Raw genomic sequence first — 25,198 nt, forward strand, 5'->3', positions numbered from 1 at the left:
TTTGGATTTTACATTGGGCTTCTGTTATATCGGATGCATAGCAAGCAGATTTGGCGACTAATTCCTTTGCTAGAGGCGCGTGGTAATGTGCAGATGGCTATTGACCTCTGGTTACTAGAACAGCACCAGTCTGGAAAGCATCCGCCAACTCTACGCTTTTATACTTGGTCGCCACCTGCGATTTCTCTCGGCTATCATCAACGCCAATACCCTGAATATTGGCAAGATTTGAATTGGAAAGGGCAAAAAATAGATTTAGTGCGCCGTCCTACCGGTGGACGGGCGGTGCTACACCAAGGTGATTTAACTTATGCTGTAATAACATCTGGACTGGTGGGTAGTCGTCTCCAGATGTACGAAAAAATTTGTGAGTTTTTGATTCAAGGATGGCGATCGCTTGGTGGAGAATTACATTACGGTACAGAAGGACGAGGTTACATCCACAACCCTAACTGTTTTGGTACAGCAACCAGTGCAGATTTAGTTTTGCCGGATGGTACTAAAATTATTGGTAGCGCTCAACTGCGACGTGGTAGGGTAGTTTTGCAACATGGTTCCATCCGTTTGCAACCCGATGCGGAACTGTTTGCTGAAGTGTTTGGTGCAGAATCTTTTACAACTGTACAAATACCTCAAAGTCTAAGTGCGGAAAATATTATTGCAGCTTTAGTTACCGCAGCTAGTGATTGTTTTGATATGCAGATACAGGTGAAACCCCTCTCACAATCTGAGTGGAAGGAAATTTTGGCACATCAGCCATGAATCTTGAGGGTAGAAGTCTCATTTAGATACCCCTGCTGAACACAATCATCAATCAATTGCAGAACAAAGGGCCACAGTTCCGGCGCACCTGTTTCTACTGGCGCTACGCGTTTCATCACCTGATCGCGGCTAATGCCATGAATGCGCCAAGTCCCACCCTGGGTTTGCTGATTGTGCAGCAAAGGCTGTATCCTATCCAAGGATGCGGAAAACTTAGCAGTAGGGGTTTCCCCTGCTTCAAACTCATCCCAGAGTAAACGCAACTCGCTACCTTGATTTGCTGGTAAAAGCCCAAATAGACGTAATGCTGCTTGTACTTCTCGTTCTGCCTTGTTGTGATTACCCTGCACATCGTAACAGAAGGTGTCACCTGCATCAATTTCTACCAAATCGTGAATTAGCAGCATTTTAATGGCGTGGAATATATCAACACCCTCTGGGGCATATTCCGCTAATGCGATCGCCATTAAAGCTAAATGCCAAGAATGTTCGGCACTATTTTCTCGGCGCGATCCATCCATGAGCGAGGTTTGGCGTATCACCTGTTTCAATCGATCGATTTCGATAATGAATTGAATTTGTTGAGTCAGCCGATTGATTTGCACCCGAATTTCTGATTGTGTATAAGTGTTTACTGGATTTTCGATTCTGAACTCCAGCGCACGTACAAGGACTTGTTTCTGTATTTTAATTAAAAAGCGTCCGGGAGTGTTGCCGTGTTTCCACCCCAGACGCTCTTTATTTTTAACTTGCTCCTCACACGCCTAAATAATATCACTGCTTTAATTAAGAGACGATTATAGTGAGTGACACTTTCAAAACTGTACCAATCAACCTAAATTTTTATCAAACAGAATTTATTACTCTGGATTCTTCTTAAACATCCAAATTAAAAAATGCCTGGGAGTGTTGCCGTGTTTCCACCCCAGGCATTTTTTATTCTCAACTTGCTCCTCACACACAAATATAAGATATCACTACATCTATCTAATGGCAAGTATATTGAGTGACATTTCCAAAACTGCACAAGCAGTCTAAATTTCTGACAAATTAAAAAGCGCTTGGGAGTGTTGCCGTGTTTCCACCCCAGGCGCTTTTTATTCTTTAACTTGCTCCTCACACACAAATATAAGATATCACCAATCCAATCATAAAGAAAGTATATTGTGTGACACTTTACCAACTGTACACCGTGCAATCAATAATCTTAGTGTAAAAAGTGACGTACACCAGTTAAGACCATTACCAAACCCAGTTCGTTAGCAGCAACGATAGAATCTTTATCGTGCAAACTTCCCCCTGGTTGGACAATGGCTGTAATTCCTGCGGCTGCGGCTGTTCTGACTGAATCATCGAAGGGAAAGAATCCATCGCTGGCGAGAATTGCACCCTTGGCTTTTTCTCCAGCTTGTTCTAGGGCTATTTTAACTGAGCCGACGCGGTTCATTTGACCAGCACCTACCCCTAGTGTAGTGCGATCGCTCGTAATCACGATGGCATTAGATTTAACGTGTCTGCAAACTTTCCAAGCAAATAGCAATTCGGCTAATTCGCTGGCGGTAGGTTGACGTTCGGTGACTACTTGCCATTGACTGGTATCAGCAATCACATCATCGCTAGCTTGGACAAGGAAACCACCGGCGATCGCTTTTACCGTTTCCTTAGCTCCACTGCTCATATCTGGTAAAATTAAGATTCGCACGTTAGATTTTTTACCCAAGATTTCTTGAGCGTCCGCTTCACAACTTGGTGCAACCACACATTCTAAAAATGTTTTGGTTAACTCCTTGGCTGTAGCCGCATCAATGGGACGGTTGAGGGCGACAATTCCACCAAAGGCGGAAGTAGAATCAGCGTTGAAAGCTTTTTGATAGGCTTCAGAAATAGTGCTTCCCAATGCCGTACCGCAGGGATTTGTATGTTTGATAATTGTGGCTGCTGGGGTATCAGTGAATTCGGCAATAATCCGGCGGGCGGCCTCTAAATCAACTAAGTTATTGTAACTAAGTTCTTTACCTTGGAGTTTTGTTGCGGCTGTCCATCCCGTTGGCGTAGTACCAATTTCATACCAGGCGGCGGGTTGATGGGGATTTTCGCCGTAACGTAGAGATTGCAATTGTGTACCGCTAAGGGTGTGGTTTTGTGTTCCTGCGAGATAAGAGGCGATCGCTTGGTCATAGCTAGCTGTGTGCGAAAATCCTTTTAATGCCGCCTTTTGTCGAAACTCTAGGGATGCTTTGCCGTTATTTTGCCGCAATTCCTGCAAATACTCGTCATATTGGGCTGGATCGCATAATACAGCGAGATGGGCGAAGTTTTTCGATGATGCCCGCAGCATTGCTGGCCCACCAATATCAATCTGTTCAACAGCTTGGGATAATGTCACCCCTGGTTTAGCAATAGTTTCTTCAAAAGGATAAAGATTCACCACTACTAAATCAATCGGGCGAATTTGGTTATTTTCTAAATCTGTAATATCTTGGGGAACATCTCGCCGGGCCAAAATTCCGCCATGAATTCGGGGATGCAGCGTTTTGACTCGACCACCTAAAATTTCTGGAGAACCTGTGTAATCAGCAACTTTGGTAACTGGGAGTCCCGCCTCTTTGAGGGCTTGGGCTGTTCCCCCACTGCTGATTAAATCAAAGTCAAATTCTTCAACCAAGCTACGGGCTAGGTCAATTAAACCGGTTTTGTTAGATACACTCAGCAGGGCTAGACGCGCCATTGGTCAATTCCTTAAAAAGTCGGCTGGAAGCGAAGGATCTCAAGTTTTACATAAGCCTTGGTTCACTTCAAGACCATTTGGAGGAAATAAGATTGACATTCCCACAACCTCTACTTATGTTACTGCGATCTCGAATGAGCGATCGCTGAACTTGCAAAAAATTAATAGAAAAGATTATCGTTAGTATTGTCTTTCACTTATCTTCATTGCAAAAATAATGTATAAGTGAATACCAAGAATATTAATAGTAACTTTATTCAGACTTTATTAAAAATTTATATTATCTTTAATAGACTCTTGCAAAGTATGCTGGATAAGCTTAAAATTAAAGTACAATAAGTTTATCGATTTACCGTAGTTTACAAGAAGGAGATCGATCCAAAATCAAACTCCGGTAAGTTAGAAATCTTTCTTGTTCGGGTACCAGTAAGGGTGAGGCTTATAGCCGAGTAAGTTACAAGGTTTTTTACCGCCTTATTTAGTTTTCGACTTGTTTCCTTAAATACTTTAGAAAAGTTTACTTTTACTAAATGAAAAAGATTTTCGTTAGTCTGATATTATATTTCTAGACTTATTGAGATTATTATTCATTAAGTCAACGGTTATTACAGCTTGGTGCTTTAGCTCTAATGGGTTTGATTGCTGCTTATTTTGTAGATACAAGGCTAATAAGTAGCCTTGCGTTAATTCTTGCGATCGCCTCTGGCGGGTGCTTTGCACCATCACACCGCGTCTTTGAAGAAGAATTGCAAATCAACATATATCAAGTGAAAAGAAAATATGTCGAAAAAAATCGGTCTGTTCTACGGGACTCAAACTGGCAACACTGAATCTGATGCTGAAAAAATTCGGGATGAGTTTGGTGGTGATGTTGTAACATTACATCCCATTTATGAGGCGGATACTAGCACTTTTGACGAGTATAAATTGCTGATTATTGGCTCTCCAACTTGGGATATTGGTCAACTTCAGAGCGATTGGGAAAGCTTTTTTCCCGATTTGGATGAAATAGATTTTAGTGGTAAGTTGGTTGCCTATTTTGGTGATGGAGACCAATATGGCTATGCCGAGAACTTTCAGGATGCAATAGGAATTCTGGAAGAAAAAATTTCTCAGCGCGGTGGTAAAACTGTTGGCTACTGGTCAACCGAAGGGTATGACTTTGAAAATTCTAGAGCTTTGAAAAATGGCAAGTTTGTCGGATTGGCACTCGATCAAGGTAGTCAATCCGATCTCACAGACGAGCGAATTAAAACTTGGGTTGCTCAGTTGAAGACAGAATTTGGTTTGTAGAAAGCCTTTGCGAATAGAATTTGCGTCTACACAAACAAAGCTCAGTATTCAGGAGTCCTGAGTAACGGGCTAAGAGAAAAGCAAGATTTTTAACCTGTGTAGACGCAGTTTCTAGCCGCCCTTTTAAGTAGGAATGCAAAATTAAATATAGCGGTTCTCAGTCGAGTGAGGTACAAGAACCCCACCCCCAACCCCCTCCCCGCAAGCGATGAGGGGACTATGATGTACCTCATGTGATTAGGAAACGCTATATACATTTGTCATTGCGAATGGAGCAAAGCGGAATGAAGCATAAGTCCTTCGGACACGCTTCGCGAACGCAAGGTCTTGGGATTGCAACTCTTGGAGACGCTGTTCGCGTTCGCTACATTTCATTCTCCTCGCAATGACATAAATATTTTTGCATACGCACTTAGTTGAAATTGATAATTTAGAAGTTATGGGTTATTTATGTCTGATTCCTTTGATGTTGTGTGGTTAAGTGCCAGTCCTGCTTTACAACGTTTTGATAAACCATTACTTGATTACATATCTGGATATATAAACGTCGCCCAGTGGGAATACCAGCAAACCAAAGATGAAGCTAGTTCCATAGATCAGGCTATCGAATTGCTGGATGATTTTTTAGAATTGTACGATCGCCCCATGCATTTGGCGGGACATGGGATGGGTGGTGCGATCGCCTTAAGCTTTGCTCGGCGATTTCCTCAAAAAGTGCGATCGCTCACCCTGTTGGCTGTAGCTGCTCAACCTGCAAACAATTGGCACGCTCACTATTACTTTCAGCGACAACTTTTTAGCATCAGCCGTGAGCTAGTTTTAGGAAGCAGCGTTCGTAGTCTATTTGGAAATCAACCACCTCATACCACTAAAAAGTTAGTAGCTGCCTTAGATAAAGATTTAGAACAATCTCCATCGTCACACTCTTTGTTTAAGTTGGTTTATTTACCCAAGGGTGGAGTTTCTATGCCAATGATGGTATGTGGTAGCAAGAGCGATCCGGTCGTCAACTCACCTGCATTACATGACTGGCTGAATTGGTTAAAGCCAGAAGATAAACTCTGGGAATGCCCACAAGGTTATCATTTTTTTCACTACTTCTATCCTCAACAGGTTGGCGAAGAGATTTTGAATTTTTGGCAACGCCACCATCCATATCTATTGGACATCTCCGAAAAAGAATGTAGAGACGTAGCACTGCTACGTCTCTACAAGGGTTGTGGATAAGGCATATTTAATTTCACCAGATGTCTATTCGTTAAAGTAGAGAGTGACCAGTTCCCCATATCTACAAGGTACAGATGACGACTACTGTCAATATTTCTACAACAAATCCCTTGGATGTTGCTGACCACACTTTATTTGTTTGCAAAACTTGTGCTAGCGTTTGGCAAGAGGGAAAACGTTTAGGTGAAAGTGGTGGTCAAAAACTTCTGCAACAACTTCAGCAGTTGGCACAAGATTGGGACTTACGAAATGAATTCCCAATTCAAGAAGTTGAATGCATGAGTGCTTGTAATCGTTCCTGTGTAGTTGCTTTTGCCGCCAAAGGCAAATTAACATATTTATTTGGTGATTTAGCCGTTGATGGTAGTGCATCTGCGGTATTAGAGTGTGCTAGTCAATACTATGCTAAAGCAGATGGTTTATTGCCTTGGTCAGAGCGCCCAGAAGCCTTGAAAAAGGGCATTTTGGCAAAGATTCCACCTTTATCTCTATCTCAGTGATGCGCCTTTTGATTCTGGGTGGGACGGGAGATGCCGCAGAACTAGCTGCCAGAGTGGTCACTATTCAAGGGTTAGAAGCAATCACATCTCTAGCTGGTCGCACCCGTCAACCATCAGTTCCGTTAGGCGATTTCCGGGTTGGAGGCTTCGGTGGTGTAGCTGGATTGGCTAGTTATTTGCGAGTAAAGCAAATTGACTTATTAATTGATGCAACCCATCCTTTTGCTAGTCAGATTTCCTTCAATGCGGCAGATGCTGCAACCGAGGTTGGAGTACCCCGTCTGATGTTAATCCGCCCACCTTGGGAAAAAGGAAATGGCGATCGCTGGATTGAAGTTGACAGTGTTGCCGCCGCCGCCGCATCTCTGCACAACCAGGCACAGCGAGTATTTTTGACCGTTGGTAGGCAAGAACTCGCCGCCTTTGCTCACCTAGAGGAAATTTGGTTTTTAATGCGGATGATTGACTCTCCTACTGATGATGCTTTGGTACCAGCAGGAAAAATATTGTGCGATCGCGGGCCCTTTACCCTCAATAATGAAAGGCAAATCCTGATTCATCACAAAATTGATACCATAGTGAGTAAAAATAGTGGTGGCAATGCAACAAAGCCCAAGATTATTGCAGCGCGAGAATTAGGCATAAAAGTTGTGATGGTAAATCGTCCAGCTATACCACCAGGGGAGCAGGTTAATGATGTTGATGGTGCTGTAGCATGGCTATTTGAAAAGTTACACAACTAGGCAAAAGTCCGGCGTTGCTGATTGCGGCATGAAAACGATTGTGCATTGCGGTGAAAAATCCTTGTAGAGACGGAAAATTTTACGTCCCTACATTCAAGTTTATACCTCGATTCAGCAACGCCCAAAAGTCTAATTTATACTAGCCTATGCGAATTGACTATTAATTTTTGGAAGTTGAAAAGTTTAATTGCTGTTGAATAGTTTTGGCATCATTATACAGATTTGTGACTCTAGAATCATTACTTGGACAGCTAATATCTGGAGATTTTTGTCCTTGATACTTGATTTGAGTTGATGTACCGAATGAAACAGATTTAACACATGAAGTAGATGGTAAACCTGACAGTGGTTTAGCTGCTGAAATATCCTGGAAAAATGTAGTAGCTGTGTTCACTTTAATTTCACCTGCACCTTTCCTATTGCAAACAGTGTAAGTTGCCTTTCCTGATGGAAATACGCGAATTTTAAACCCGCAAGCATTTGTAGAACCGCTATTAATAATAACTCCTGGCTTTTGAGGAGTTGGAGTTTGTGCAAGTATTTTCATAGAGAAAACACATAAAGGTGTAGCCAACAATACTGAAGCCAAGCTAATCTTATAGAAGTTAAAAACTTTCACTGTCACCTCACATTGATTTTTGATTTACTTGTATAGTTATCAACTACTTTGAGATATTTTATTACTAAAAAATTATGTAATGGCATTCATTTGGTTAATCCTTGGTTAAGAATCATTAGATTTGTCAGCAGCAAAGTTACTAGACAGAAACTATGGAGAATGCTTAAAACTATAGTTGATTGGACATTTTTTTATATGTCATAATTGTGTCATTTCTATGTCAAAAGAATATATACTTTTCAGAGGATGTTTTAAAAGTGGTTGGCTGTAATTTTAGGTACTTTTAGATCCCCCTAACCCCCCTTAAAAAGGCTACGGTGTACACACATCTCTGTAGAAACCCAAAATCGTTGGAGATCCCCCTAAATCCCCGATAAATTGGGGGACTTTAAGAGACTTTTGCCCCCCAATTTATCGGGGGGTTGGGGGGATCAAAAGCCTATGAGACCACTCTCAAAGACTTGTGTGTACACCGTAGCCTTAAAAAGGGGGAAGAATCAAAGTCCCCCTTTTTAAGGGGAGCCACTGCGTTGGGCGGGTTCCCCAACTTGAAGCACGTGGCGTGGATTTAGGGGGATCTAAAACTTTTTGCTACCTACCAGAGGACTTTTAAAACATCCTCTCAGATAATTATCTCGACCTACTTAATTAATGCTATTTTCTGAGTAGAGGTGTAACTTGGCAACACATGATTCAATTTTGCTTCATTGAGATGCAGATGATTTGACAACACAGCAGAGATAACATCCCGAAAATCAGTAGTAATAGCCAAGTCTCTACCTTGGTAAAGTTGGGCTGTAGATAGACCAGGCCATTCACCATAAACTTTACCACCGCGAATATTACCACCCAAAACCCACATAACATTCCCGTGACCGTGGTCAGTACCACCGTTATCATTTTGCTTGACTGTACGACCAAACTCAGACATCACCACAATTGTCGTATTCTGGTAAACGCTCCCTAAGCCTCCAACCAAACTGGTCAAACCTGAACCTAATTTTTTGAGATTCCTAGCTAACTGTCCTTGAGTGCCACCTTGATTAACATGGGTATCCCAACCTCCTAAAGCCATAAACCCTAACTCAATTCTGGGGTCTTTGAGCATTAGTTGTGCCAATCGTTGGGCATCGCTAGCGAAGCTATCAGGTGAAGGCGCACCATTATTCGCCATTTTCATTTCACTATCTAGGTCATTCATGATGGCCTGACGTGCCATTCGTCCTTGCTGATAGGTCTGACTTAAGGCATCATTACCGCCATAAAGTTGGTCAAATGCTGCTGCTAATTGAGGACGATCTATTGGCAGAGGTCTGTTAGCATTTCTCCCTGATGCGATGTTAGCTACAGGCATCCGACCAGAAAAAATCCAGGGTGTTGTTTCTCCCACACTTACTGCTTGAATAGGTGTTTTTTGAGAAATCACCCCTAGTAAACGATTCATCCAACCATCCTGAGTATGTTTGTCACCAGGGGTAGCACTTTCCATGTATTCTTGAGCATCAAAGTGAGAACGAGTTGGATCGGGAGAACCACAGGCATGAACGAATGCCAAACTGTTCTGCTGCCAAAAGGGGATCAAAGAATCTAAGGCTGGATGCAAGCCAAAGCGTCCATCTAAATCTATTACTCCCCCTTCTTTGCCTGGTTGGGGAATAGCAATTTGCGGTCTGGCTTGATAGTAAGCTGTCTCTGAGTAAGGAACCACGACGTTTAAACCGTCTACTGCCCCCCGAAGGAAAATTACAATTAAGCGCTTCTGGTCAATATTTGGGGTAGCGGATCTGGCTATCCAAGCATTGCTGCTTACAGCTGTGATTGCAGCAGCTGAAAAAATTCCACCTTGGATTAGGAAGTTACGTCTTTTCATAATTAAAATTACTATGAGTTGTGAAAATTATTTTTTTAACGAACCGCGATCGCATCGCGTCTTGCAGAGAAGGGCACAATGAAAGAGATTCACAAATTATTTGGGGCTGCTAAGGCTGATTCCCAATGCCCAATGCCCAATTATGTAACTAACGATGCATAAATTCTGGACTGCCCAAAATTAAAGCACTATGAATTTGAGGGGCACTAGAAGCGATCGCCTTTTGCGTTTTCATGGACAAAGAATTGCCCAATGTATTACTTAGTTGCCAAGCATCTATAGGAATATTGGGAGACTTTTGTAAAGGTTTTTGCTCAGTGCCGATTGTTTGCCACTGTTGCATATTTGTGGGCATACTTGATAAAGCTAAATTTCCATTAGCGATCGCTGAAGCAAAACTCAGACGGCGGTTCATTGCATCAGGATTCAACCACACATCTGCTGTGTTTTTGTAACCGTCTGGAGTTTGGCAACCATATAGGGGCATTCCCAACTGTTGCAGCAGATTGGAGATTGGTTTTGTGTTCTCTACTTCCACACCTGTAGCTCGCACCGCAGAGATAGCATATTGATAAGGTGTTTTAAACTTGGCATTGAAGTTTTTGGCATCCCAGAATTCTCGGCTGTGGAATAAGGTGTTGAGAACCTCACGAATATTGCCATCAGTGGCAAGATAACGATGTGTGAGATTGTTTACCAGAGTAGTTGGGGGAACATCGCTGACAAAATATTGAGCTATCTGATAGCTGATGTGACGTGCAGTCGCCGGACTTCGAGCCAAAATATCCAAAGCTTCCTCGCCTTGGGCTTCACCACCGCTTTTAATTGTGTGTCCCAAGAAAACTTTGTCGCTAAAATCATGACGCTTGGGATTGAAGTAAAATCCGAAATTATTATCTGTCTGCTGACCGGAACGACTGAAACCCCAACCACTTAAAATCCGCGCCAGAGCAATTACATCTTGCTGAGTATACCCTCCATCTACGCCGAGAGTGTGTAATTCCATCAGTTCACGGGCATAGTTCTCATTTAAACCGGGGATATTACCTTGGGCATCAGGGCGGCTATCAGCCCGATTTTGGAAGTTGTCTAGATAATACTGCATGGCTGGATGATGGGCTGTTGCCCCTAACAGATCGCGAAAGCGACCCAAAACATAAGGTCGAATCGCCTGTTGTTCGTAAGCTCCTACCCAGAAGCGATCGCGTCCTTTAGCAGCATCCACATTAAAATGGTTATACCAAAAGTCCACCATCACTTCCTGGAGTTGTCTCTTACTGTTAGTTGCCTCTAATAATCGCGCCTGGACTGCCTCATTTAGCACCTCTTTAGCCCACTGGTTGGCAGCTTTTCTTTCTAACTGGGTGGGTTTTTGTCCTGGGAGATTAGTTATCCCATGTTCTGAAAGTTCCACCGGATTCAAGTGGAGAGTATTTAGCTGATTTAGTTGGCTAGTAAGACTTTGTGGTTCAGGAATCGATTCGGGTGAGAGTTGTTCCTGAATATATCTCTCTACACCCATAGATTCCACTCTTTGCACATCTCCCGGACGAGGGCCAAAGCTGAGGCGATTAATAATATGTAATACTTTTGGGTCAACAGGGGTGGAGGCTGCATTACTGGGGTCAATTCCTCCCAGTAAGATCAATAGCAACAACACCCAATATTTAGGCTTTACAAGCATAGAGTTAATTGTGCTGTGCTGAAGGATTATTTCTTATACATGCGATCGGCAAATTTCTGCCGTTGCTCTGGGTTCAAGATTTCCCGAATAGCAAGGGTATTTTCAAACTGGGTATCAGCAAGTTGCTGCTTTACGAGCTTGATTTGGTTATATTTATCCCGTACTTGCTCTTTAGTAGCTGTCCCTGCGATTAGGTCATGTAATTCCTGTTGCCCTTGACGTATCTCTTGTGATTTTTGGGCTATCTGCTGTTTGGATTGATGACGAATTTCCTTAATTTGTTGCAGTTGCTGGGATGTCAAATTCAAATCTTTGAGCCATCCCCCTGATTTAGCACGATTTGCAGGAGATCCACTTGTGGCGGTTTGGGCAATAACTTGGCGCGAGAGGAAAGTTGGTTTGGCCAGAGCAATAGTGCTACCAAAGGCAATCATCATCACCGCCAAAATGGAAACACGACGAATTAACATCAAAAATCTCCTATTCAGTATCTAAGTCTGTAAGATGCCATACATCACTTTCCAGATGTTCGTTGCTGACAGTACCTTGCCAATTGCTTTCAATAAAATTTTGCAATGTAGCAAGTTCTGCCGGACTTGGTTGAGCCGGTATGAAGGCACGGTAGCCAACTATCGCAGCGACTAATCCAGCAGCGAGAGCAGGTAGAACTAACCTTGGTCTTGAATAGTGGCGTACGGGTGACTGAGGCCAAGTTTTCACCTGTTGTAAAATTTGTTGTTCTAAATCAGGTGAGGCTGGTGGAACTTCTGGACAATGTTGGGATAGAAAATTAATTAGGTTGCGATTGTCATTGGGGAGTTGAGTCATAACTGTACTCCTTGGTTTTCGAGAAATTGACGCATAGCAGCACGAGCATGGAATAGGCGTGACTTGACTGTTCCCAGAGGAATGTCTAGGATTTGTGCTACCTCTTTTTGAGGTACTTCTTCCAAATCATGCAAAACCAATATCGTGCGATGGTCAAAACTTAGGTTTGCTAGTCCCCGTTGCACAAGGTCTTGATAATGCAAATTCATTAGCTCTGGGGCTTCCTGTTGTGTCGGAGTTTTTTGACTCAAAATCTGTAATTGAGTTCGCCTTTTAACATCTGCCTGTCGTTGGTCACAAGCCACATTCCAAGCGATTCGGTACAGCCAGGTGGAAAATTTTGCTGTTTGGCGAAACTTGGGCAATCCTTTCCAGGCTTGCAGAAAAACTTCCTGCACCACATCATCAAGGCTGGCAGGAGTACAGAGTTTGTAGAGGATTGACCTCACTCTTTGCTGATGGCGACGGTAAAGCTGACCGTAGCTTTGGGTATCACCATGCAAGCACTGCTGTACTAGATAACTGTCAGATTCGCTTTCTGATTCACCAATCAATTGATTTGCTTTTAAAACCTTGGCTGGTACAACTAACACCTGAGGCGTTCTCCTCTATCCGTTTCGTTGCTTGTATTTATTAGACCGGATGAATTGAAAAAAGGTTCAAATCACATTTTCAATAAATTCCGGCTGTAGTAAGTACTAATTAGTACAGGTTATTGCTGAAAGTGACGATCGCTTATGAAGAGTGCTGAGTGCTGAGTTAAAAGACCACTCAAAAGGGGCGAGGCTTGTACCAAGTACATAAGTGATGAGTAGTTTTTTTACTTACTCGCTTGCCGAGGCACTCAGGACTGAGTGTTGTAAAGCCTACTCAAAATCGCGATCGCAATAACTGTAAATATTTTTGTCCACCTACTTCATTAAGGCTTTTTTGGCGGTAGTGGAGCGATCGCTACATTCTGTCCATTTACAGTTAATTGGGTTGCTTCTATGACTTGTCCATAGCTGTTACGGCTACCAAAACCCTGAACTTTAACTTGATCATTTCCTTGAATCAGACTAACCAGTTGTTCGCCAACATGGGGCGGAAACTTAACTTCTACGCCAGAGGAGAGGATGAGGCCGTTAAGTTCTCCCCGATGCCCAACTAACCAATGCTGAGTAGTTCCCTCGGTAGAAAAACTGGTGTAGCTAGCAGAATCGGCTGGAGGCGGGGGAGGTGTGGTAGGAGATTGGGCAACAATTGTCTGCTGATTTTTTTGATTGGTAATCTGAATTGCCCGGATTTCCTGCCCGAAGCGAGTGGCTGTACCAGTCGTACCAGTGATGCTAACCTCAGTATTTGGAGCAATCAAGTTAGTCAGTTGGTTGCTCAGATGAGGTGGAAACTTTACCTGAAATCCATTTTTGAGTAGTAAGCCATCGATTCTGCCCTCAGTATTGAGTAAGTATTGTTGCACTGTCCCAGTATAGATTGCAGTGTTGCCATCAGGTGGGGGTGCATCAAGATCAACTCGACTGTCTGGATTAACCATTGCCGCAGGTAATACCCGTCCCGCTGACTGCTGGTTGAGGGTAGAGTAAGTCCAAATACCAGCTAAGGCGATCGCAATTCCGGCGACTCCACTGCTGAGGATTAAGTGTCGGTTACGGTGGCGAGTCTGATGTTGAGTCTGTTGGATACGCATAAGTTGTAATGCCTCCTGAAGATTGTCTGGAGAAATACCTGCCTCTATCGCAGCTTGAACCAGTTCTGAGGGTGCGTAGTCATGGGATTTTTGCCCTTGGATTTGTGCTGCTAAAGTAAATAATTCTGTAGCGGTTTCGGAAGTAATGCGATCGCGGGAGTCTTTCATAGCTGCTCAAAGTTCAAATAGTTCAGAATTCCAAAGTGCAAAAATCGTGCCAAAGGTACAGGTGAAGTCAAAGCAAATCGCAGAATATAAGAACTGTTGATATTTTTTGCCCTAAAGGTTTTTCATCTATGCCCCTGCGACGCTGGACTCTGCGGCAACAACTTACAATTTTGACAGTTTTGTTCCTGAGTCTGAGTGGATTAGCGCTATGGCTAGTTATACAACTGTTTGAAAGCTTGGAGGGGACAGTAGTTTCCCGCAATCAGCAGGAACTGGCGAGTGCTAATACCCGCCTAATCAAGTTATTTTGGGAATCTCGCCCCAATCATACAGAAACCCCTGACGAGCTTTTAAATCAGTCGTTACAAGATTTATCAACAGACGCTTTAGGAAATTTTCCCCGTGTAGAAGGGGGCTTCTATCTGCTACAGCGCGATCGCTTGTTGGGATACGCTTTTCCCACTCATGGGGGGCCAATACCAAAAAGAGACATTCCCCCCACAGAACAGGACTTAATTTTACAATTGGCACGACGGGCAACTAGTCAGGGTTTACCCCAAGAACTCGTACTGCGTCCCAAGTTGGATATTTTGATATTGCGAGTAGATCCCTTACCCCTTTGGGGATCGGTGTGGACTATGAAACGGATGCCACGGACAGAAGATAGTCCGCAGAAAATTCTCAGTGGGTTGATAGTGTTGGGAATTTTAATTGTGGGTATATGGACATTTGCCATTGCGATGCAACTCCAGTGGGGCGTGCAGAAACTACAGCAGAGTCTCAAGGCGATGGAGGCAAATCCGGCAGAACAGATACCACCTTTACCTGCTGAAATGGGACTGTTAGGAAGTGCAATCAACACAATGCAGTTTCGCCGTCAAGATTTGGAACAACGGCTGCGGCGAGTTGAGCATTTGGCTTCATTAGGGCAACTGGTAGCAGGTGTTGCCCATGAAGTTCGTAATCCCCTCGCCAGTATGCGGTTGAACTTGCAATATACAGAACGCCAACTACAAAAACAGGCGATTAACAATCTCCCCATTGCGAGTTTGCTCGAACAAGTGGAACGTTTGGAACATTTGGTTAAAAGACTTCTGTATTTTGACCACAACCAACAGGAAATTCCCACAGTAACTTCCCTAGAAGCGATCGCTCAAGAATCAATTGCCTTACTCCGCCTCAAAGCAGAAGAATGCGGAGTTGATTTGCTTTATCTCCCTCCCACTGCATCCTTACCGCAGATACCGCTTTGTCGTCACGAACTAGGACAGGTATTCGTGAATTTGATTTTGAATGCGATTCAAGCCAGTCCTGAAGGGGAACAAGTGAAAATTGGAGTTGAGCAGATATCAAACAATGGAGAACAGGTTAATTCCCTTTTACTCGCTTGGGTCGAAGATCGAGGAAAAGGCTTATCTACCGAGGCTCAAGAGCAAATTTTCGTCCCGTTCTATTCCACTAAACCCGAAGGAACAGGACTAGGGTTAGCCATTAGCCACGAAATTATTACACGCAATCACGGTTATATCGATGTGCAATCTAAACCGGGATGTACCCGCTTTAGCATTTACTTAACTATTTAAAACTTACGCAAATAAACCTCTCAAACTCTCATTTCTCCGTGCCGCGCCAGTTGCTACAAGTCGGGGAACCCGCCCAACGCACTGGCTTCTCTGCGCCTCTGCGGTTCGTAATTCCGTAATTCCTAACTATTAGGGAGATAAAGCTAAATGGCAAAAATTCTAATTATTGATGACGAAAAAGCATTACGACAGGCGATCGCCCAAATCTTGCACAGTGAAGGTCATGAAGTACTAGAAGCAGCAGACGGCGAACAGGGATTAAAGCTGTTACAAAACCCAGCCACTCATCTTGATTTAATATTTCTTGATTTGAAAATGCCCAAAACTCAAGGGATGACAGTATTAAAGCAACTAGAGCAAAAGCGGTTTGAGTTACCTGTAATTGTGATGACAGCCTACGGAACCAGTCGCACTGCCATCGAAGCGATGCAGTTAGGTGCTTACGATTATTTAACTAAACCATTTGACTTAGATGAACTAGTAAACTTGACTACCAAAGCATTAGCCCATCATCAAGAGCCATTGTATCACGTTGGTGAATCTACCTTGCAGGTAGGACAAGAGGAATTATTGGGGCGATCGCAACCGATGCAATCAGTCTTCAAACTCATCGGTCGTCTTGCTCCCACAGATACAATCGTCCTGATCACCGGAGAATCTGGTACTGGCAAAGAATTGGTTGCTTCAACCCTTCATGTAGCTAGTCCCCGCAGCAAAGCGCCATTAGTAAAAGTTAACTGTGCTGCACTACCAGAACATTTGTTAGAAGCAGAACTATTTGGACATGAAAAAGGAGCATTTACTGGTGCAAATCACCTGCGAATTGGACGATTTGAGCAAGCAAATAGCGGCACAATTTTTTTGGATGAAATTGGAGAACTCAGTCTCGTGATTCAAGGTAAACTTCTGCGGGTGTTACAGGATTGTTCCTTTGAAAGGCTGGGTAGCAACCAGACACACACAGTCAACGTGCGGATTATTGCTGCAACCAATCGCAACCTAGAGCAGATGGTACAGCAAAACCAGTTTCGGGAAGACCTTTTTTATCGCCTTAACGTCGTCCGCTTGGAATTACCACCCCTGCGCGATCGCCCCGAAGATTTAGAAGAACTTACCCAACACTTTCTTAGCACTACTGCTTTGCGGCGGGGATTCAAACGCTTGGCGCTGGCGGAATCGGCGATGAAGAGGCTGAGGGATTATACTTTTCCTGGGAATGTGCGGGAGTTGCAGAACACTTTAGAACGGGCAGCGATCCTTTCAGGTGGACGCACAATTTTGCCGGAACATCTTGTCTTTAATCAAAAGAATGAGACATGAATACCCAGACATTAACTTCAACTCTCTCTGTAGAAACCCGTTTAGAGACACAAGCAGTTCTTTATCCAACGCTACGACAATTGGTGCAACTGTTACCTTGGAATCATCAGCGAGTTCGAGAACATTTGCAAGCAGAAGCTCAACATAATCCATTTTTGCGGCATCAAAACTCTAATCATCGGGAAGCATTGCTAGAAGACATTTTACCAAATTGGTATAGTCCAGTTGCAATGCAGCCAAGCTTACAAGAACATCTGCGTGGGCAAATTGCCGCTTTAGATTTGCCACCTAAACAGCGAGAAGCGCTGTCATACCTCATGCAATGGGTTTCACCCTCCGGCTATCTAGAAGAATCGCCCCAAGTCTGGATATCAGGAAGTGCTTGGAATGTCAAGGAATTAGAAGTGGTTGTGTCGCATTTACAAAGCCTCGATCCGCCGGGAATTGGGGCGCGATCGCCCCAAGAATGTCTGCTATTACAACTTCAAGATCGTCCCAATAGTTTGGCTGCCTTATTGGTGCGAGATTACTTAGCAGATGTGGCAAATTGTATTGGTAATTCAACCCAAGGCAATGAACATCAACAATTGTTGTTGAAAAAATTGCAACTATATGCAGAAAGGGTTTCGGTAGTAGAATCACCGATTAATCTGACTACTTTAAAAGCAGCGATTCAAGAAATTCAGACCTTAGAACCTCGTCCCGGCAGGAACTTTAGCCATCATCCAGTAGCGATCGCTACCCCAGACTTACAAGCCGAATTCAATGCCAACGGCTGGCAGGTTTCTTTAACTTCTGAAGTGAGTCAAGAGTTTTGCTTGGATGAAGAAGCGATCGCTTTGCTCGCTCAATCAAACCACAAGATGCAGGAAACGCTGCTACAACAAGCACGAAATTTATTGTCAGCACTCAACCAGTGGCAGGAAAATTTACTCAAAGTCGGGCAATTTTTGGTTAATCGTCAGCAAGCCTTTCTCACAAGTAAAGACAGTCTAGATTTAGTACCAACACCCCAGCAGCTAGTTGCTCAATCAGTCGGGCTTTCCAATGCTACCATCAGTCGCATTGTGCGCGATCGCTATTTGCTAATTAACGGAGAGAAAAGTCGAATTGTGCCGTTGCAGTCTTTCTGTACTACTGTTGGCATTGGTGGACGCACACCTAAACAAATTCAAGAGTTGATTATTCAACTAATTCAACAAGAACCGCCAGCTAAATCCTACAGCGACGAAGAACTTGCCCAATTATTAAAGCTGCGATTTGGAATAGCGATCGCTCGACGGACTGTAGTCAAATACCGAAAAATGGCAGGAATCGAATCTTCCCGCGCACGTAAACTTAAAGACTTAAAGTTATAAATAACTCTTCAAAATCTATTAGGACTTATGCAAAAACCCTCTTAAACTCTTATTTATAAAAAAAGTAAAGGTTCAAAACTTCGCCCCTTGTGGGCGAATAAATCCTTGTATCTTAAGGTAGGTAGAAACTCCACTCCAAGTGTCTGGCTTAGTTTAATCCCCCTGCTCCCCCTGCTCCCCCTGCTCTCTTCATTTGTGTCCTTTGTGTCCTTTGCGGTTCGTTTTTTCATGATTTTGCGTAAGTCCTGTCTATAAAAATTTAAATTTTTTGGAGATACTCCGGTGGCACACGATCCACTAACCAAACACCATTATCAGAACAATAAAAAATGTAACCCGCCTGATGCATTGCGGTAGCAGATACAGCAAAAACCACGGCTTTTCCATGTCTCGCACCAACAGTTTGGGCTGTTGCAATATCCTTCGATAAATGGACATGATGTCGTGACATTTTGCGAAGTCCTGTTTCCAGAATTGAATCTACAGACTTGTGTCCCGTGCCATGATAAAGCTCATCTGGGGGAACAGCAGGTTCTAATTGTAAATCGACTTCTACACTATGTCCTTGGTTCGCCCGAATTAGAGTACCTGTAGAATCAAGAGCAAAGCGTTGTTTATCGCTGGATTCTACTACTGCCTGTAATTCTTGACGGGTAATCGGAAACTTGTTTTTAGCACAAGCATTAATTAGTTCATCAACAGCAACCCAACCACCAGGAGCAAGTTTAATTCCAATTGCATCTGGTGTGTGTCGCAGATATTTGCTGAGATATTTGCTGATTTTGATCGGGCGAGGATCGCTCATTTGATTGTAATTGGGATATTTATACTACAAATATATATTTATATGCTACATGATAAATTTCATTGATGCTTCTAGTTTGTGTAAGTTGACATAATTTGTCTTCCCATCAGAGCTAATGCCACTCCAATCATTATCATGAGCGTTATTTTCCCGCCAGGAACGAGTGGTTGATTTATGCTATCTGAATTTTCTTGTTCTTGACGTTGCTTCCAACTCATTAACGCCGGAATAATTCCACCGAGAACTGAGATACTAAATGTTCCAGTGTAATCTAGGGCAGTAAAAAAGATGCTGGGATTGAGCATTCCAAGAGTCATGGGAGGGAAAAGAACCAGCGAATAGAGGGGGAGGCGACTAGAAATTTTGCCCTGTGCAATGAGAAAAATATCTTTGAATAAATCTAGCAAGCCGTAGACAAATCCAATAAATGATGTGGCGATCGCAAATTCTGAAAAAATGGATACTAACACTCCTAACCATTTCCCCGCTCCACCTGTTCGTAAAACTTGCAGGGGGTCAAAAACAGTTCTACCGTCAGATGTTGTATGTAGCATATCAGGACTGACGCTTCCTAAAATTATGGCATTCCAAGCCAAGAACATAATTAAAGGAATCACAGAACCAATAAAGATAGACTGACGAATTTTGCGGACATCTCCTTCGAGTTGCGCCACAACCAACGGCACAACATTTTGGAAAAATAATGCCACAGACATCACTGAAATAGCACTACCAAGGGCGCTCCAGTCTTGAAGTAATAATTGGGCACTCTGAATATGCCCTGCTGCGAGAAATAATAGTCCCACAAAGGAAACGATGACAATTCCAACAAAGGCGCTGTTTAATTTCTCAATAAACTTTTCTCGCCCAAAATACATAATGCCACCAAATAAGAGGGTGAAAGTTGTTGTACCCACCCATGTAGGCAATATTTGCACACTCCAGATTTTGGCTGCCGCATATCCTAAAATCTCTCCGCCTTCGGTGATGTATGCCACCAAAAGAGCATAGTGCATGAATAAATATGCACCACCTGCAATTCGCGCTCCTGGTTTACCAAGAATTTTCTCAACAATTCCTAAAAAACCGATACTCGCCCGCCCTTCTGTTCGCATGGTATTTAAGGTTACTTCTGCAACCAATAACCCTGAAACTAAAGCGTAGAGCCAAACAGCAATCAATCCAGATGTGGATGGCACAACCCCAGAGGGCAAGGTAACGGCTGGTAGGGCGAGAATCCCCGCCCCAACGGTGGTTCCCGCAATTAATGCAGTACTTCCCAATACACTACCCGGTTGATGATTCAGCTTTTTTCCATCAAATTCCAGATGAGAAAACAACCGAGTGACTTCCTCTGAATTTTGGATAACAGTCTTTATGGGAAGCATAAAATAATTCGTAATAGAGCCTCCGGCACGCTACGCGAACGTAATTCGTAATGACCTTTTTTAATTAAAATCTATGCAGGAGTAATTACAATCCGACAGAAAACAATTTCCCAACTTGCGCCAAATCTACATTGCCACCGCTAATAATGACACCAATTCTTGCCTCTGGTGCTGTCACCACACCTTCTAGTAAGGCGGCGGCGGCGAGGACTCCCGTCGGTTCAACGACAATTTTCAGACGTTCCCACAGAAAAAACATGGTGCGAAGAATTGCTTCTTCAGATACCGTTACCATATCATCGACGTAATGCAGTACTAAGGGGAAAGTAATTTGACCAAGGCTAGGAGTCCGCGCACCATCGGCGATAGTATGAGGATTCTTGACAGTTTGCAGGGTTTTGCTGTGAAAGGAGCGGGTAGCATCGTCGGCGAATGTTGGTTCTACCCCAATTACTTTACAATTGGGTAAAAGTGCTTTAGCTGCGATCGCACATCCTGAAAGTAATCCGCCACCGCCACAACAAACTAATAGCAAGTCTAATTCACCAACTTCTTGAATTAGTTCTAAAGCCGTTGTCCCTTGTCCAGCGACTACATCTGGATGATCGTAAGGGGGAATAAGTGTCAAAGAACCTTCACGGGCTAAATTTTGGGTTAATTCTTCTCGGTTTGTTTCTTGACGATTGTATAAAATTATCTCTGCACCATAGCTACGAGTAGCAGTTTGTTTGACAGTGGGTGCATCATCAGGCATGACAATGGTGGTGGGAATATTGAGGAGTTTTCCAGCTAAAGCGATCGCTTGGCCATGATTTCCTGATGAATAGGTAATAACGCCTGTTTGTTTTTGTGCTACCGATAGTTGCGTAATGGCGTTGTAGGCCCCTCTAAATTTAAATGCTCCCGTCCGTTGAAAGTTTTCGCACTTAAAGAATACTTGGCTATTGGTGCGATCGTTAACAATTTTAGAAGTCATCACAGGCGTGTGGTGGGCAATTCCTAAAATTCGCTCTTGTGCTGCTTGCACGTCTTTTATAGTAACGGAATTCTGCTGTGACATTGATAAAATTATTAAAATTATTAAATATTTTGCTCTTGTTGATATAGATACAGATTTTTATATTTGCCTCTAATATCCTGGATTGAAGCATACTCTTTTCAGGTGGATAGCATCATTTTTTGTCACTATAAATTTAGCTACAGATAAATATTATATACTGTCGTAGCTAAATTTATAAAAGTTAAAAATAATTAACTCAAATTAGTCATTTTTACAACATGAATAAAACATCCGAAACTAGGCAAAAAAGAACGGCTCTAATTACAGGAGCGGCTAGTGGTATAGGCTATCAATTAACCCAGATTTTTGCTCGTCATAATTATAATCTGGTGTTAGTAGATAAGAATGAGCAAAAACTTACCGAAATTATAGATGAATTTCCGCAAAAGTTTGGCATTGTCGTCAAAATTTTTGTTAAGGATTTATCCATTCCAACATCCCCAGAAGAAATTTTTACAGAACTACAGCAAGCATCCATCAAGATTGATGTGTTAGTTAACAATGCTGGCTTTGGTACTTATGGAGCATTTAACGAAACAGACCTCAGTGTTGAACTGAAAATGCTCCAGGTAAATATGGTTAGCTTGACTCATTTAACTAAGTTATTTCTCAAGGATATGGTGGAGCAAAACTATGGAAAAATCTTAAATGTGGCCTCGGCGGCTGCTTTTCAACCAGGTCCTCTAATGGCAGTATATTTTGCTACAAAAGCTTATGTGTTATCATTTTCAGAAGCGATCGCTAATGAATTAGAGGGTACAGGTGTTAGCGTGACTGTTCTTTGTCCAGGGCCAACAGCAACGGAATTTCAACAAACTGCTGCAATGGAAGATTCCAAGATTGCTAGCGTTAACAGAATGATGGATACGGAAACCGTTGCTAATATTGGTTATCGGGGCTTAATGAAAAACAAAACGGTTGTTGTTCCTGGGATGAGAAATAAGATATTGACTGAAAGCGTTAGATTTACACCCAGAAATTTGGTCACAAAGGTTGTCAGAAGTATGCACGAACTCAAAAAAAATAGGTAGTCCGATAGTTTATAATGTTGTGGAAGTTTCGCAAACTCGAATTGCAAACTGAACAACAATGAGCTTCTAGGGTTGCGATCGCGCCGAGTGATGTCTGGTGCAAGAGAAGCAGCCAACTGCTAAAAGTTGGTAATACGGCGGGAAAAAAGCCCGGGAGAGCCAGACAGTATAACTGTATTGGTATCTCCTGGGCTTTGTTATTTGAGTCAGTCGTTTCTTCAATTCCAGAAGATAACAGGAGGATTTTATGGTGCAAACATCTATTCTGCCGAATCTGGGGGCAATCGATCCGAGCCTAATTTTACTTGATGAAAAGCTGCCTGGTGGTGCGTATTGGCATTACACGATCAAACGGGGAAATACCCTGCGCGTGACTGATTTGGAAGGTTCACAGGGTGTTTCGATGATTTGCTACAGGGGCTTACAACAAATATGGCGAAAGCGACTATAACAACTCCCGGAACAATTTCCTTAAAGCTTTGGGCAAACGCGGTTTAACCTAATGCCTATTTTCTAAGCACTAAAATGCTTACTAAAAACCCTCAAAACTTACTAGTACAGTGCGGCGGAAATAAACCACCCATTCCAAATCAATGAAACCCTCATGCTGTATTCGTTTTTAATTTTTAATTTTTAATTTTTAATTCCGCCCTGCGGTACTAGTCTCTACAAGCAAACTCTGTAATTATGGCGCAAAATAATTGTCTTAAGAGGATAGATTAAAAGTTAGCTTTTTAATACGCAATATTACAAATAAGTAGGAAAGGTAGGAAAGGTAGGAAAAGTGGTAAAAAGAGGAAAGGCAGAAAAATTTGTGCTGCCTTAAATCGATATTGAATATATTTTTGCATCAAGTAAGAATTTTGTTACGTAAAATATAAACTTTATGTAAAGTCAAGGAAACAGGTATTTTTTGGAGACAATCAAGACAAATTTCCAGAGATGAGTTGAATAAAAGGGAACTAGGCTTGTATAGATATGTTTTTCAATCGAAAGTAGCGCCCAAATTATTTTTAAAGTTTCGATAAATCAACATAAAGATACGAATAATCTCATAACTTTAATGATACAGTCCTTTATTATCGACTTTAAACATTAATCAGGACAACACCAATAAACTATTATTGTTATAGCTTTTCTGGCTATCAACTAAGTTTGCCTATACAGGCTAATGCTGTCCTTTCTGATGTACCTAACTTTTATAAAATTCCCTTGTCGATAATAAATAGTAAACCTTAATAGCGTTCTAAAGCCAATACTTCTTGCATAGCAGCCTTTGAAATGATGGCATCCTTAATATTGTTTGTAGTTCAACTTTGAGAGGATGCAAATGTATAGGCATGAATAGACATAAGGAAAAATGGCAACAATTAACTGTGTAAAAGGTTATTAATTATGGGATGCCGATTAAAAGTCTTTCTAACTGAGCAAGAAAAGCTGACTTTAGAAGAGTTAAGAAAAGCCAAGGATGTTCCTCAACGCACCAAGGATCGCGCTCAAGTCTTGCTACTGAATAATCGCGGCTTAAAAAATGAGCAAATTGCTAAAGGCTTGAGCTGGGCAATTTCAACAGTCCGTCAAACCCTTCACCGTTGGGAAAAGATGGGTTTAGCAGGTTTGTGGGATGCTCCTGGTAGAGGCGGAAAACCCCGATACTCAGAATCAGATTTGGTTTATCTAGAAAATTGTTTAGCTCAAGAGTCAGAGACTTATAACTCGAAACAATTAGCAAAAAAACTCGCATCTGAACGTCAAGTAAACTTGAGTGCAGATCGGTTACGACGGGTACTTAAAAACAGGGGAAGGAGGTTTGGAAGCGGATGCAAACAACCCCAGACACAGAGTAATTAATTAACTGATTAAGGAAGCTTGATGGTTTTGAATTAAACCATCTTGGACTCGAATCACTCGTTTGGTTTGGGCAGCGATCGCTGGATCGTGGGTGACAATCATGATGGTCATACCTTGTTGGTTGAGTTCGGCGAATGACTTCATTACCTCCTGAGACGTTTCAGTATCTAATGCACCCGTTGGTTCATCAGCTAGCATCAGGGCTGGGCGGTTAACTAGTGCCCGCGCGATCGCTACTCGTTGTTGTTGTCCTCCAGAAAGCTGGTTGGGAAAATTGAACAAGCGATCGGCTAATCCCACCCTTGTCAGTGCTTGAATTGCTTGCTGGCGGCGTTTTTGCTTGGGAACATTAGCGTAAATCATCGGTAGCATCACATTCTGAAGCGCGGTAGCACCTGGTAACAAATTGAATTGCTGAAATACAAAGCCAATGCGCTGATTGCGGATATGCGCCAGTTCGTCATTGTCGAAAGTAGTCAAGTTTCTGCCTTCTAAAACATAGTGTCCAGCCGTTGGACGATCTAGGCAGCCAATAATATTCATCAATGTAGACTTTCCAGAACCAGATGTGCCCATAATGGCAACATACTCTCCTTGCTCAATTGCTAAATCAATCCGCTTCAACACAGGTACTGTCACTTCACCCAGGTGATAAGTTTTGGTAATCCCCTGCATCCAGATCATAGTTTCCAT

General features: G+C 42.7%; 25 protein-coding genes and 1 riboswitch. Of the genes, 11 read left to right on the forward strand and 14 right to left on the reverse strand.

Going from position 1 to position 25,198, the window contains the following annotated elements:
• The first annotated feature begins 33 nt into the window (after nucleotides 1-33).
• Entirely contained in the window at nucleotides 34-762 is a 729-nt protein-coding gene (locus tag GTQ43_RS15265; protein WP_265273434.1) for a biotin/lipoate A/B protein ligase family protein, read from the forward strand.
• On the opposite strand, the gene GTQ43_RS15270 is transcribed toward GTQ43_RS15265, so the two are convergent.
• The 3 genes from GTQ43_RS15270 to GTQ43_RS15280 form a co-directional block, all read right to left on the reverse strand.
• Nucleotides 753-1,367, reverse strand: a complete 615-nt coding sequence (locus tag GTQ43_RS15270) for an HD domain-containing protein (RefSeq protein ID WP_265273435.1) — start codon at nucleotides 1,365-1,367, stop codon at nucleotides 753-755. The genes GTQ43_RS15265 and GTQ43_RS15270 overlap by 10 nt on opposite strands.
• Before the next feature lie 602 nt (nucleotides 1,368-1,969).
• Nucleotides 1,970-3,490, reverse strand: a complete 1,521-nt coding sequence (gene purH / locus GTQ43_RS15275) for a bifunctional phosphoribosylaminoimidazolecarboxamide formyltransferase/IMP cyclohydrolase (RefSeq protein ID WP_265273436.1) — start codon at nucleotides 3,488-3,490, stop codon at nucleotides 1,970-1,972.
• A 546-nt stretch (nucleotides 3,491-4,036) separates the two neighbouring features.
• Nucleotides 4,037-4,213 (reverse strand): hypothetical protein, encoded by a 177-nt coding sequence (locus GTQ43_RS15280; protein ID WP_265273437.1) that lies wholly within the window; start codon nucleotides 4,211-4,213, stop codon nucleotides 4,037-4,039.
• A 57-nt stretch (nucleotides 4,214-4,270) separates the two neighbouring features.
• Between GTQ43_RS15280 and fldA the strand changes: the two genes are divergently transcribed.
• The 4 genes from fldA to GTQ43_RS15300 all read left to right on the forward strand — a co-directional run bounded on the left by fldA (nucleotide 4,271) and on the right by GTQ43_RS15300 (nucleotide 7,253).
• Nucleotides 4,271-4,783 carry a flavodoxin FldA gene (gene fldA, locus GTQ43_RS15285; RefSeq protein WP_265273438.1) on the forward strand — a complete coding sequence of 171 codons (513 nt, stop codon included), beginning with the start codon at nucleotides 4,271-4,273 and terminating at the stop codon, nucleotides 4,781-4,783.
• 450 nt (nucleotides 4,784-5,233) lie between these two features.
• Entirely contained in the window at nucleotides 5,234-6,010 is a 777-nt protein-coding gene (locus GTQ43_RS15290) for an alpha/beta fold hydrolase (protein ID WP_265273439.1), read from the forward strand.
• Nucleotides 6,011-6,084: 74 nt separating this feature from the next.
• Entirely contained in the window at nucleotides 6,085-6,510 is a 426-nt protein-coding gene (locus GTQ43_RS15295) for a DUF1636 domain-containing protein (protein ID WP_265273440.1), read from the forward strand.
• Nucleotides 6,510-7,253, forward strand: coding sequence for a cobalt-precorrin-6A reductase (locus GTQ43_RS15300; RefSeq protein ID WP_265273441.1), 744 nt, complete (start codon nucleotides 6,510-6,512; stop codon nucleotides 7,251-7,253). Before GTQ43_RS15295 ends, GTQ43_RS15300 begins: the two co-directional genes overlap by 1 nt.
• A 160-nt stretch (nucleotides 7,254-7,413) precedes the next feature.
• On the opposite strand, the gene GTQ43_RS15305 is transcribed toward GTQ43_RS15300, so the two are convergent.
• The 7 genes from GTQ43_RS15305 to GTQ43_RS15335 all read right to left on the reverse strand — a co-directional run bounded on the left by GTQ43_RS15305 (nucleotide 7,414) and on the right by GTQ43_RS15335 (nucleotide 14,109).
• Complete coding sequence (locus GTQ43_RS15305) at nucleotides 7,414-7,872, reverse strand: hypothetical protein (protein WP_265273442.1); 459 nt, start codon at nucleotides 7,870-7,872, stop codon at nucleotides 7,414-7,416.
• Between the two features lie 640 nt (nucleotides 7,873-8,512).
• On the reverse strand, nucleotides 8,513-9,742 hold the full coding sequence (locus tag GTQ43_RS15310) for a DUF1501 domain-containing protein (RefSeq protein WP_265273443.1): 1,230 nt from the start codon (nucleotides 9,740-9,742) through the stop codon (nucleotides 8,513-8,515).
• A gap of 148 nt (nucleotides 9,743-9,890) precedes the next feature.
• Nucleotides 9,891-11,426, reverse strand: a complete 1,536-nt coding sequence (locus GTQ43_RS15315; protein WP_265273444.1) for a DUF1800 domain-containing protein — start codon at nucleotides 11,424-11,426, stop codon at nucleotides 9,891-9,893.
• A gap of 26 nt (nucleotides 11,427-11,452) precedes the next feature.
• Nucleotides 11,453-11,896, reverse strand: a complete 444-nt coding sequence (locus GTQ43_RS15320) for a Spy/CpxP family protein refolding chaperone (RefSeq protein ID WP_265273445.1) — start codon at nucleotides 11,894-11,896, stop codon at nucleotides 11,453-11,455.
• A 10-nt stretch (nucleotides 11,897-11,906) separates the two neighbouring features.
• Nucleotides 11,907-12,254: a hypothetical protein gene (locus GTQ43_RS15325; protein ID WP_265273446.1), complete on the reverse strand. Its 348-nt coding sequence runs from the start codon at nucleotides 12,252-12,254 to the stop codon at nucleotides 11,907-11,909.
• Nucleotides 12,251-12,847: a sigma-70 family RNA polymerase sigma factor gene (locus tag GTQ43_RS15330; protein ID WP_265273447.1), complete on the reverse strand. Its 597-nt coding sequence runs from the start codon at nucleotides 12,845-12,847 to the stop codon at nucleotides 12,251-12,253. The genes GTQ43_RS15325 and GTQ43_RS15330 overlap by 4 nt, the downstream gene beginning before the upstream one ends.
• Nucleotides 12,848-13,173: 326 nt before the next feature.
• Entirely contained in the window at nucleotides 13,174-14,109 is a 936-nt protein-coding gene (locus GTQ43_RS15335) for a hypothetical protein (protein ID WP_265273448.1), read from the reverse strand.
• A 128-nt stretch (nucleotides 14,110-14,237) separates the two neighbouring features.
• Between GTQ43_RS15335 and GTQ43_RS15340 the strand changes: the two genes are divergently transcribed.
• The 3 genes from GTQ43_RS15340 (at nucleotide 14,238) to GTQ43_RS15350 (ending at nucleotide 18,370) form a co-directional block, all read left to right on the forward strand.
• Nucleotides 14,238-15,692: an ATP-binding protein gene (locus GTQ43_RS15340; protein WP_265273449.1), complete on the forward strand. Its 1,455-nt coding sequence runs from the start codon at nucleotides 14,238-14,240 to the stop codon at nucleotides 15,690-15,692.
• A 147-nt stretch (nucleotides 15,693-15,839) separates the two neighbouring features.
• Nucleotides 15,840-17,012, forward strand: coding sequence for a sigma-54-dependent transcriptional regulator (locus tag GTQ43_RS15345; RefSeq protein WP_265273450.1), 1,173 nt, complete (start codon nucleotides 15,840-15,842; stop codon nucleotides 17,010-17,012).
• A complete protein-coding gene (locus GTQ43_RS15350) occupies nucleotides 17,009-18,370 on the forward strand; it encodes an RNA polymerase sigma-54 factor (protein ID WP_265273451.1) in 1,362 nt (453 codons plus the stop codon). The genes GTQ43_RS15345 and GTQ43_RS15350 overlap by 4 nt, the downstream gene beginning before the upstream one ends.
• Before the next feature lie 259 nt (nucleotides 18,371-18,629).
• On the opposite strand, the gene GTQ43_RS15355 is transcribed toward GTQ43_RS15350, so the two are convergent.
• From GTQ43_RS15355 to GTQ43_RS15365, 3 genes are all read right to left on the reverse strand, one after another.
• A complete protein-coding gene (locus GTQ43_RS15355; RefSeq protein ID WP_265273452.1) occupies nucleotides 18,630-19,175 on the reverse strand; it encodes an RNA 2'-phosphotransferase in 546 nt (181 codons plus the stop codon).
• A 71-nt stretch (nucleotides 19,176-19,246) separates the two neighbouring features.
• Complete coding sequence (locus tag GTQ43_RS15360) at nucleotides 19,247-20,563, reverse strand: amino acid permease (RefSeq protein ID WP_265273453.1); 1,317 nt, start codon at nucleotides 20,561-20,563, stop codon at nucleotides 19,247-19,249.
• A gap of 85 nt (nucleotides 20,564-20,648) precedes the next feature.
• A complete protein-coding gene (locus tag GTQ43_RS15365; protein ID WP_265273454.1) occupies nucleotides 20,649-21,623 on the reverse strand; it encodes a threo-3-hydroxy-L-aspartate ammonia-lyase in 975 nt (324 codons plus the stop codon).
• Nucleotides 21,624-21,841: 218 nt separating this feature from the next.
• Between GTQ43_RS15365 and GTQ43_RS15370 the strand changes: the two genes are divergently transcribed.
• The 3 genes from GTQ43_RS15370 to GTQ43_RS15380 all read left to right on the forward strand — a co-directional run bounded on the left by GTQ43_RS15370 (nucleotide 21,842) and on the right by GTQ43_RS15380 (nucleotide 24,505).
• Nucleotides 21,842-22,654 carry an SDR family NAD(P)-dependent oxidoreductase gene (locus GTQ43_RS15370; protein WP_265273455.1) on the forward strand — a complete coding sequence of 271 codons (813 nt, stop codon included), beginning with the start codon at nucleotides 21,842-21,844 and terminating at the stop codon, nucleotides 22,652-22,654.
• Between the two features lie 55 nt (nucleotides 22,655-22,709).
• Nucleotides 22,710-22,813: riboswitch (guanidine-I (ykkC/yxkD leader) on the forward strand.
• An 88-nt stretch (nucleotides 22,814-22,901) separates the two neighbouring features.
• Nucleotides 22,902-23,105 carry a DUF1989 domain-containing protein gene (locus GTQ43_RS15375; RefSeq protein WP_265273456.1) on the forward strand — a complete coding sequence of 68 codons (204 nt, stop codon included), beginning with the start codon at nucleotides 22,902-22,904 and terminating at the stop codon, nucleotides 23,103-23,105.
• A 944-nt stretch (nucleotides 23,106-24,049) separates the two neighbouring features.
• Nucleotides 24,050-24,505: a helix-turn-helix domain-containing protein gene (locus tag GTQ43_RS15380; protein WP_265273457.1), complete on the forward strand. Its 456-nt coding sequence runs from the start codon at nucleotides 24,050-24,052 to the stop codon at nucleotides 24,503-24,505.
• Here the strand turns inward: GTQ43_RS15380 and GTQ43_RS15385 are convergent, their stop codons facing one another.
• Entirely contained in the window at nucleotides 24,506-25,198 is a 693-nt protein-coding gene (locus tag GTQ43_RS15385; protein WP_321162482.1) for an ABC transporter ATP-binding protein, read from the reverse strand.

It is taken from the genome of Nostoc sp. KVJ3, assembly GCF_026127265.1.
Lineage (GTDB): Bacteria > Cyanobacteriota > Cyanobacteriia > Cyanobacteriales > Nostocaceae > Nostoc.

Coding starts and splice junctions, on each gene's coding strand:
- GTQ43_RS15265 (WP_265273434.1), top strand. CDS start 34: ATGCATAGCAAGCAGATTTGGCGACTAATTCCTTTGCTAGAGGCGCGT.
- purH (WP_265273436.1), bottom strand. CDS start 3,490: ATGGCGCGTCTAGCCCTGCTGAGTGTATCTAACAAAACCGGTTTAATT.
- GTQ43_RS15280 (WP_265273437.1), bottom strand. CDS start 4,213: ATGGTGCAAAGCACCCGCCAGAGGCGATCGCAAGAATTAACGCAAGGC.
- fldA (WP_265273438.1), top strand. CDS start 4,271: ATGTCGAAAAAAATCGGTCTGTTCTACGGGACTCAAACTGGCAACACT.
- GTQ43_RS15290 (WP_265273439.1), top strand. CDS start 5,234: ATGTCTGATTCCTTTGATGTTGTGTGGTTAAGTGCCAGTCCTGCTTTA.
- GTQ43_RS15295 (WP_265273440.1), top strand. CDS start 6,085: ATGACGACTACTGTCAATATTTCTACAACAAATCCCTTGGATGTTGCT.
- GTQ43_RS15300 (WP_265273441.1), top strand. CDS start 6,510: ATGCGCCTTTTGATTCTGGGTGGGACGGGAGATGCCGCAGAACTAGCT.
- GTQ43_RS15310 (WP_265273443.1), bottom strand. CDS start 9,742: ATGAAAAGACGTAACTTCCTAATCCAAGGTGGAATTTTTTCAGCTGCT.
- GTQ43_RS15315 (WP_265273444.1), bottom strand. CDS start 11,426: ATGCTTGTAAAGCCTAAATATTGGGTGTTGTTGCTATTGATCTTACTG.
- GTQ43_RS15320 (WP_265273445.1), bottom strand. CDS start 11,896: ATGTTAATTCGTCGTGTTTCCATTTTGGCGGTGATGATGATTGCCTTT.
- GTQ43_RS15325 (WP_265273446.1), bottom strand. CDS start 12,254: ATGACTCAACTCCCCAATGACAATCGCAACCTAATTAATTTTCTATCC.
- GTQ43_RS15335 (WP_265273448.1), bottom strand. CDS start 14,109: ATGAAAGACTCCCGCGATCGCATTACTTCCGAAACCGCTACAGAATTA.
- GTQ43_RS15340 (WP_265273449.1), top strand. CDS start 14,238: ATGCCCCTGCGACGCTGGACTCTGCGGCAACAACTTACAATTTTGACA.
- GTQ43_RS15345 (WP_265273450.1), top strand. CDS start 15,840: ATGGCAAAAATTCTAATTATTGATGACGAAAAAGCATTACGACAGGCG.
- GTQ43_RS15350 (WP_265273451.1), top strand. CDS start 17,009: ATGAATACCCAGACATTAACTTCAACTCTCTCTGTAGAAACCCGTTTA.
- GTQ43_RS15355 (WP_265273452.1), bottom strand. CDS start 19,175: ATGAGCGATCCTCGCCCGATCAAAATCAGCAAATATCTCAGCAAATAT.
- GTQ43_RS15360 (WP_265273453.1), bottom strand. CDS start 20,563: ATGCTTCCCATAAAGACTGTTATCCAAAATTCAGAGGAAGTCACTCGG.
- GTQ43_RS15365 (WP_265273454.1), bottom strand. CDS start 21,623: ATGTCACAGCAGAATTCCGTTACTATAAAAGACGTGCAAGCAGCACAA.
- GTQ43_RS15370 (WP_265273455.1), top strand. CDS start 21,842: ATGAATAAAACATCCGAAACTAGGCAAAAAAGAACGGCTCTAATTACA.
- GTQ43_RS15375 (WP_265273456.1), top strand. CDS start 22,902: ATGGTGCAAACATCTATTCTGCCGAATCTGGGGGCAATCGATCCGAGC.
- GTQ43_RS15380 (WP_265273457.1), top strand. CDS start 24,050: ATGGGATGCCGATTAAAAGTCTTTCTAACTGAGCAAGAAAAGCTGACT.
- GTQ43_RS15385 (WP_321162482.1), bottom strand. CDS start 25,198: ATGGAAACTATGATCTGGATGCAGGGGATTACCAAAACTTATCACCTG.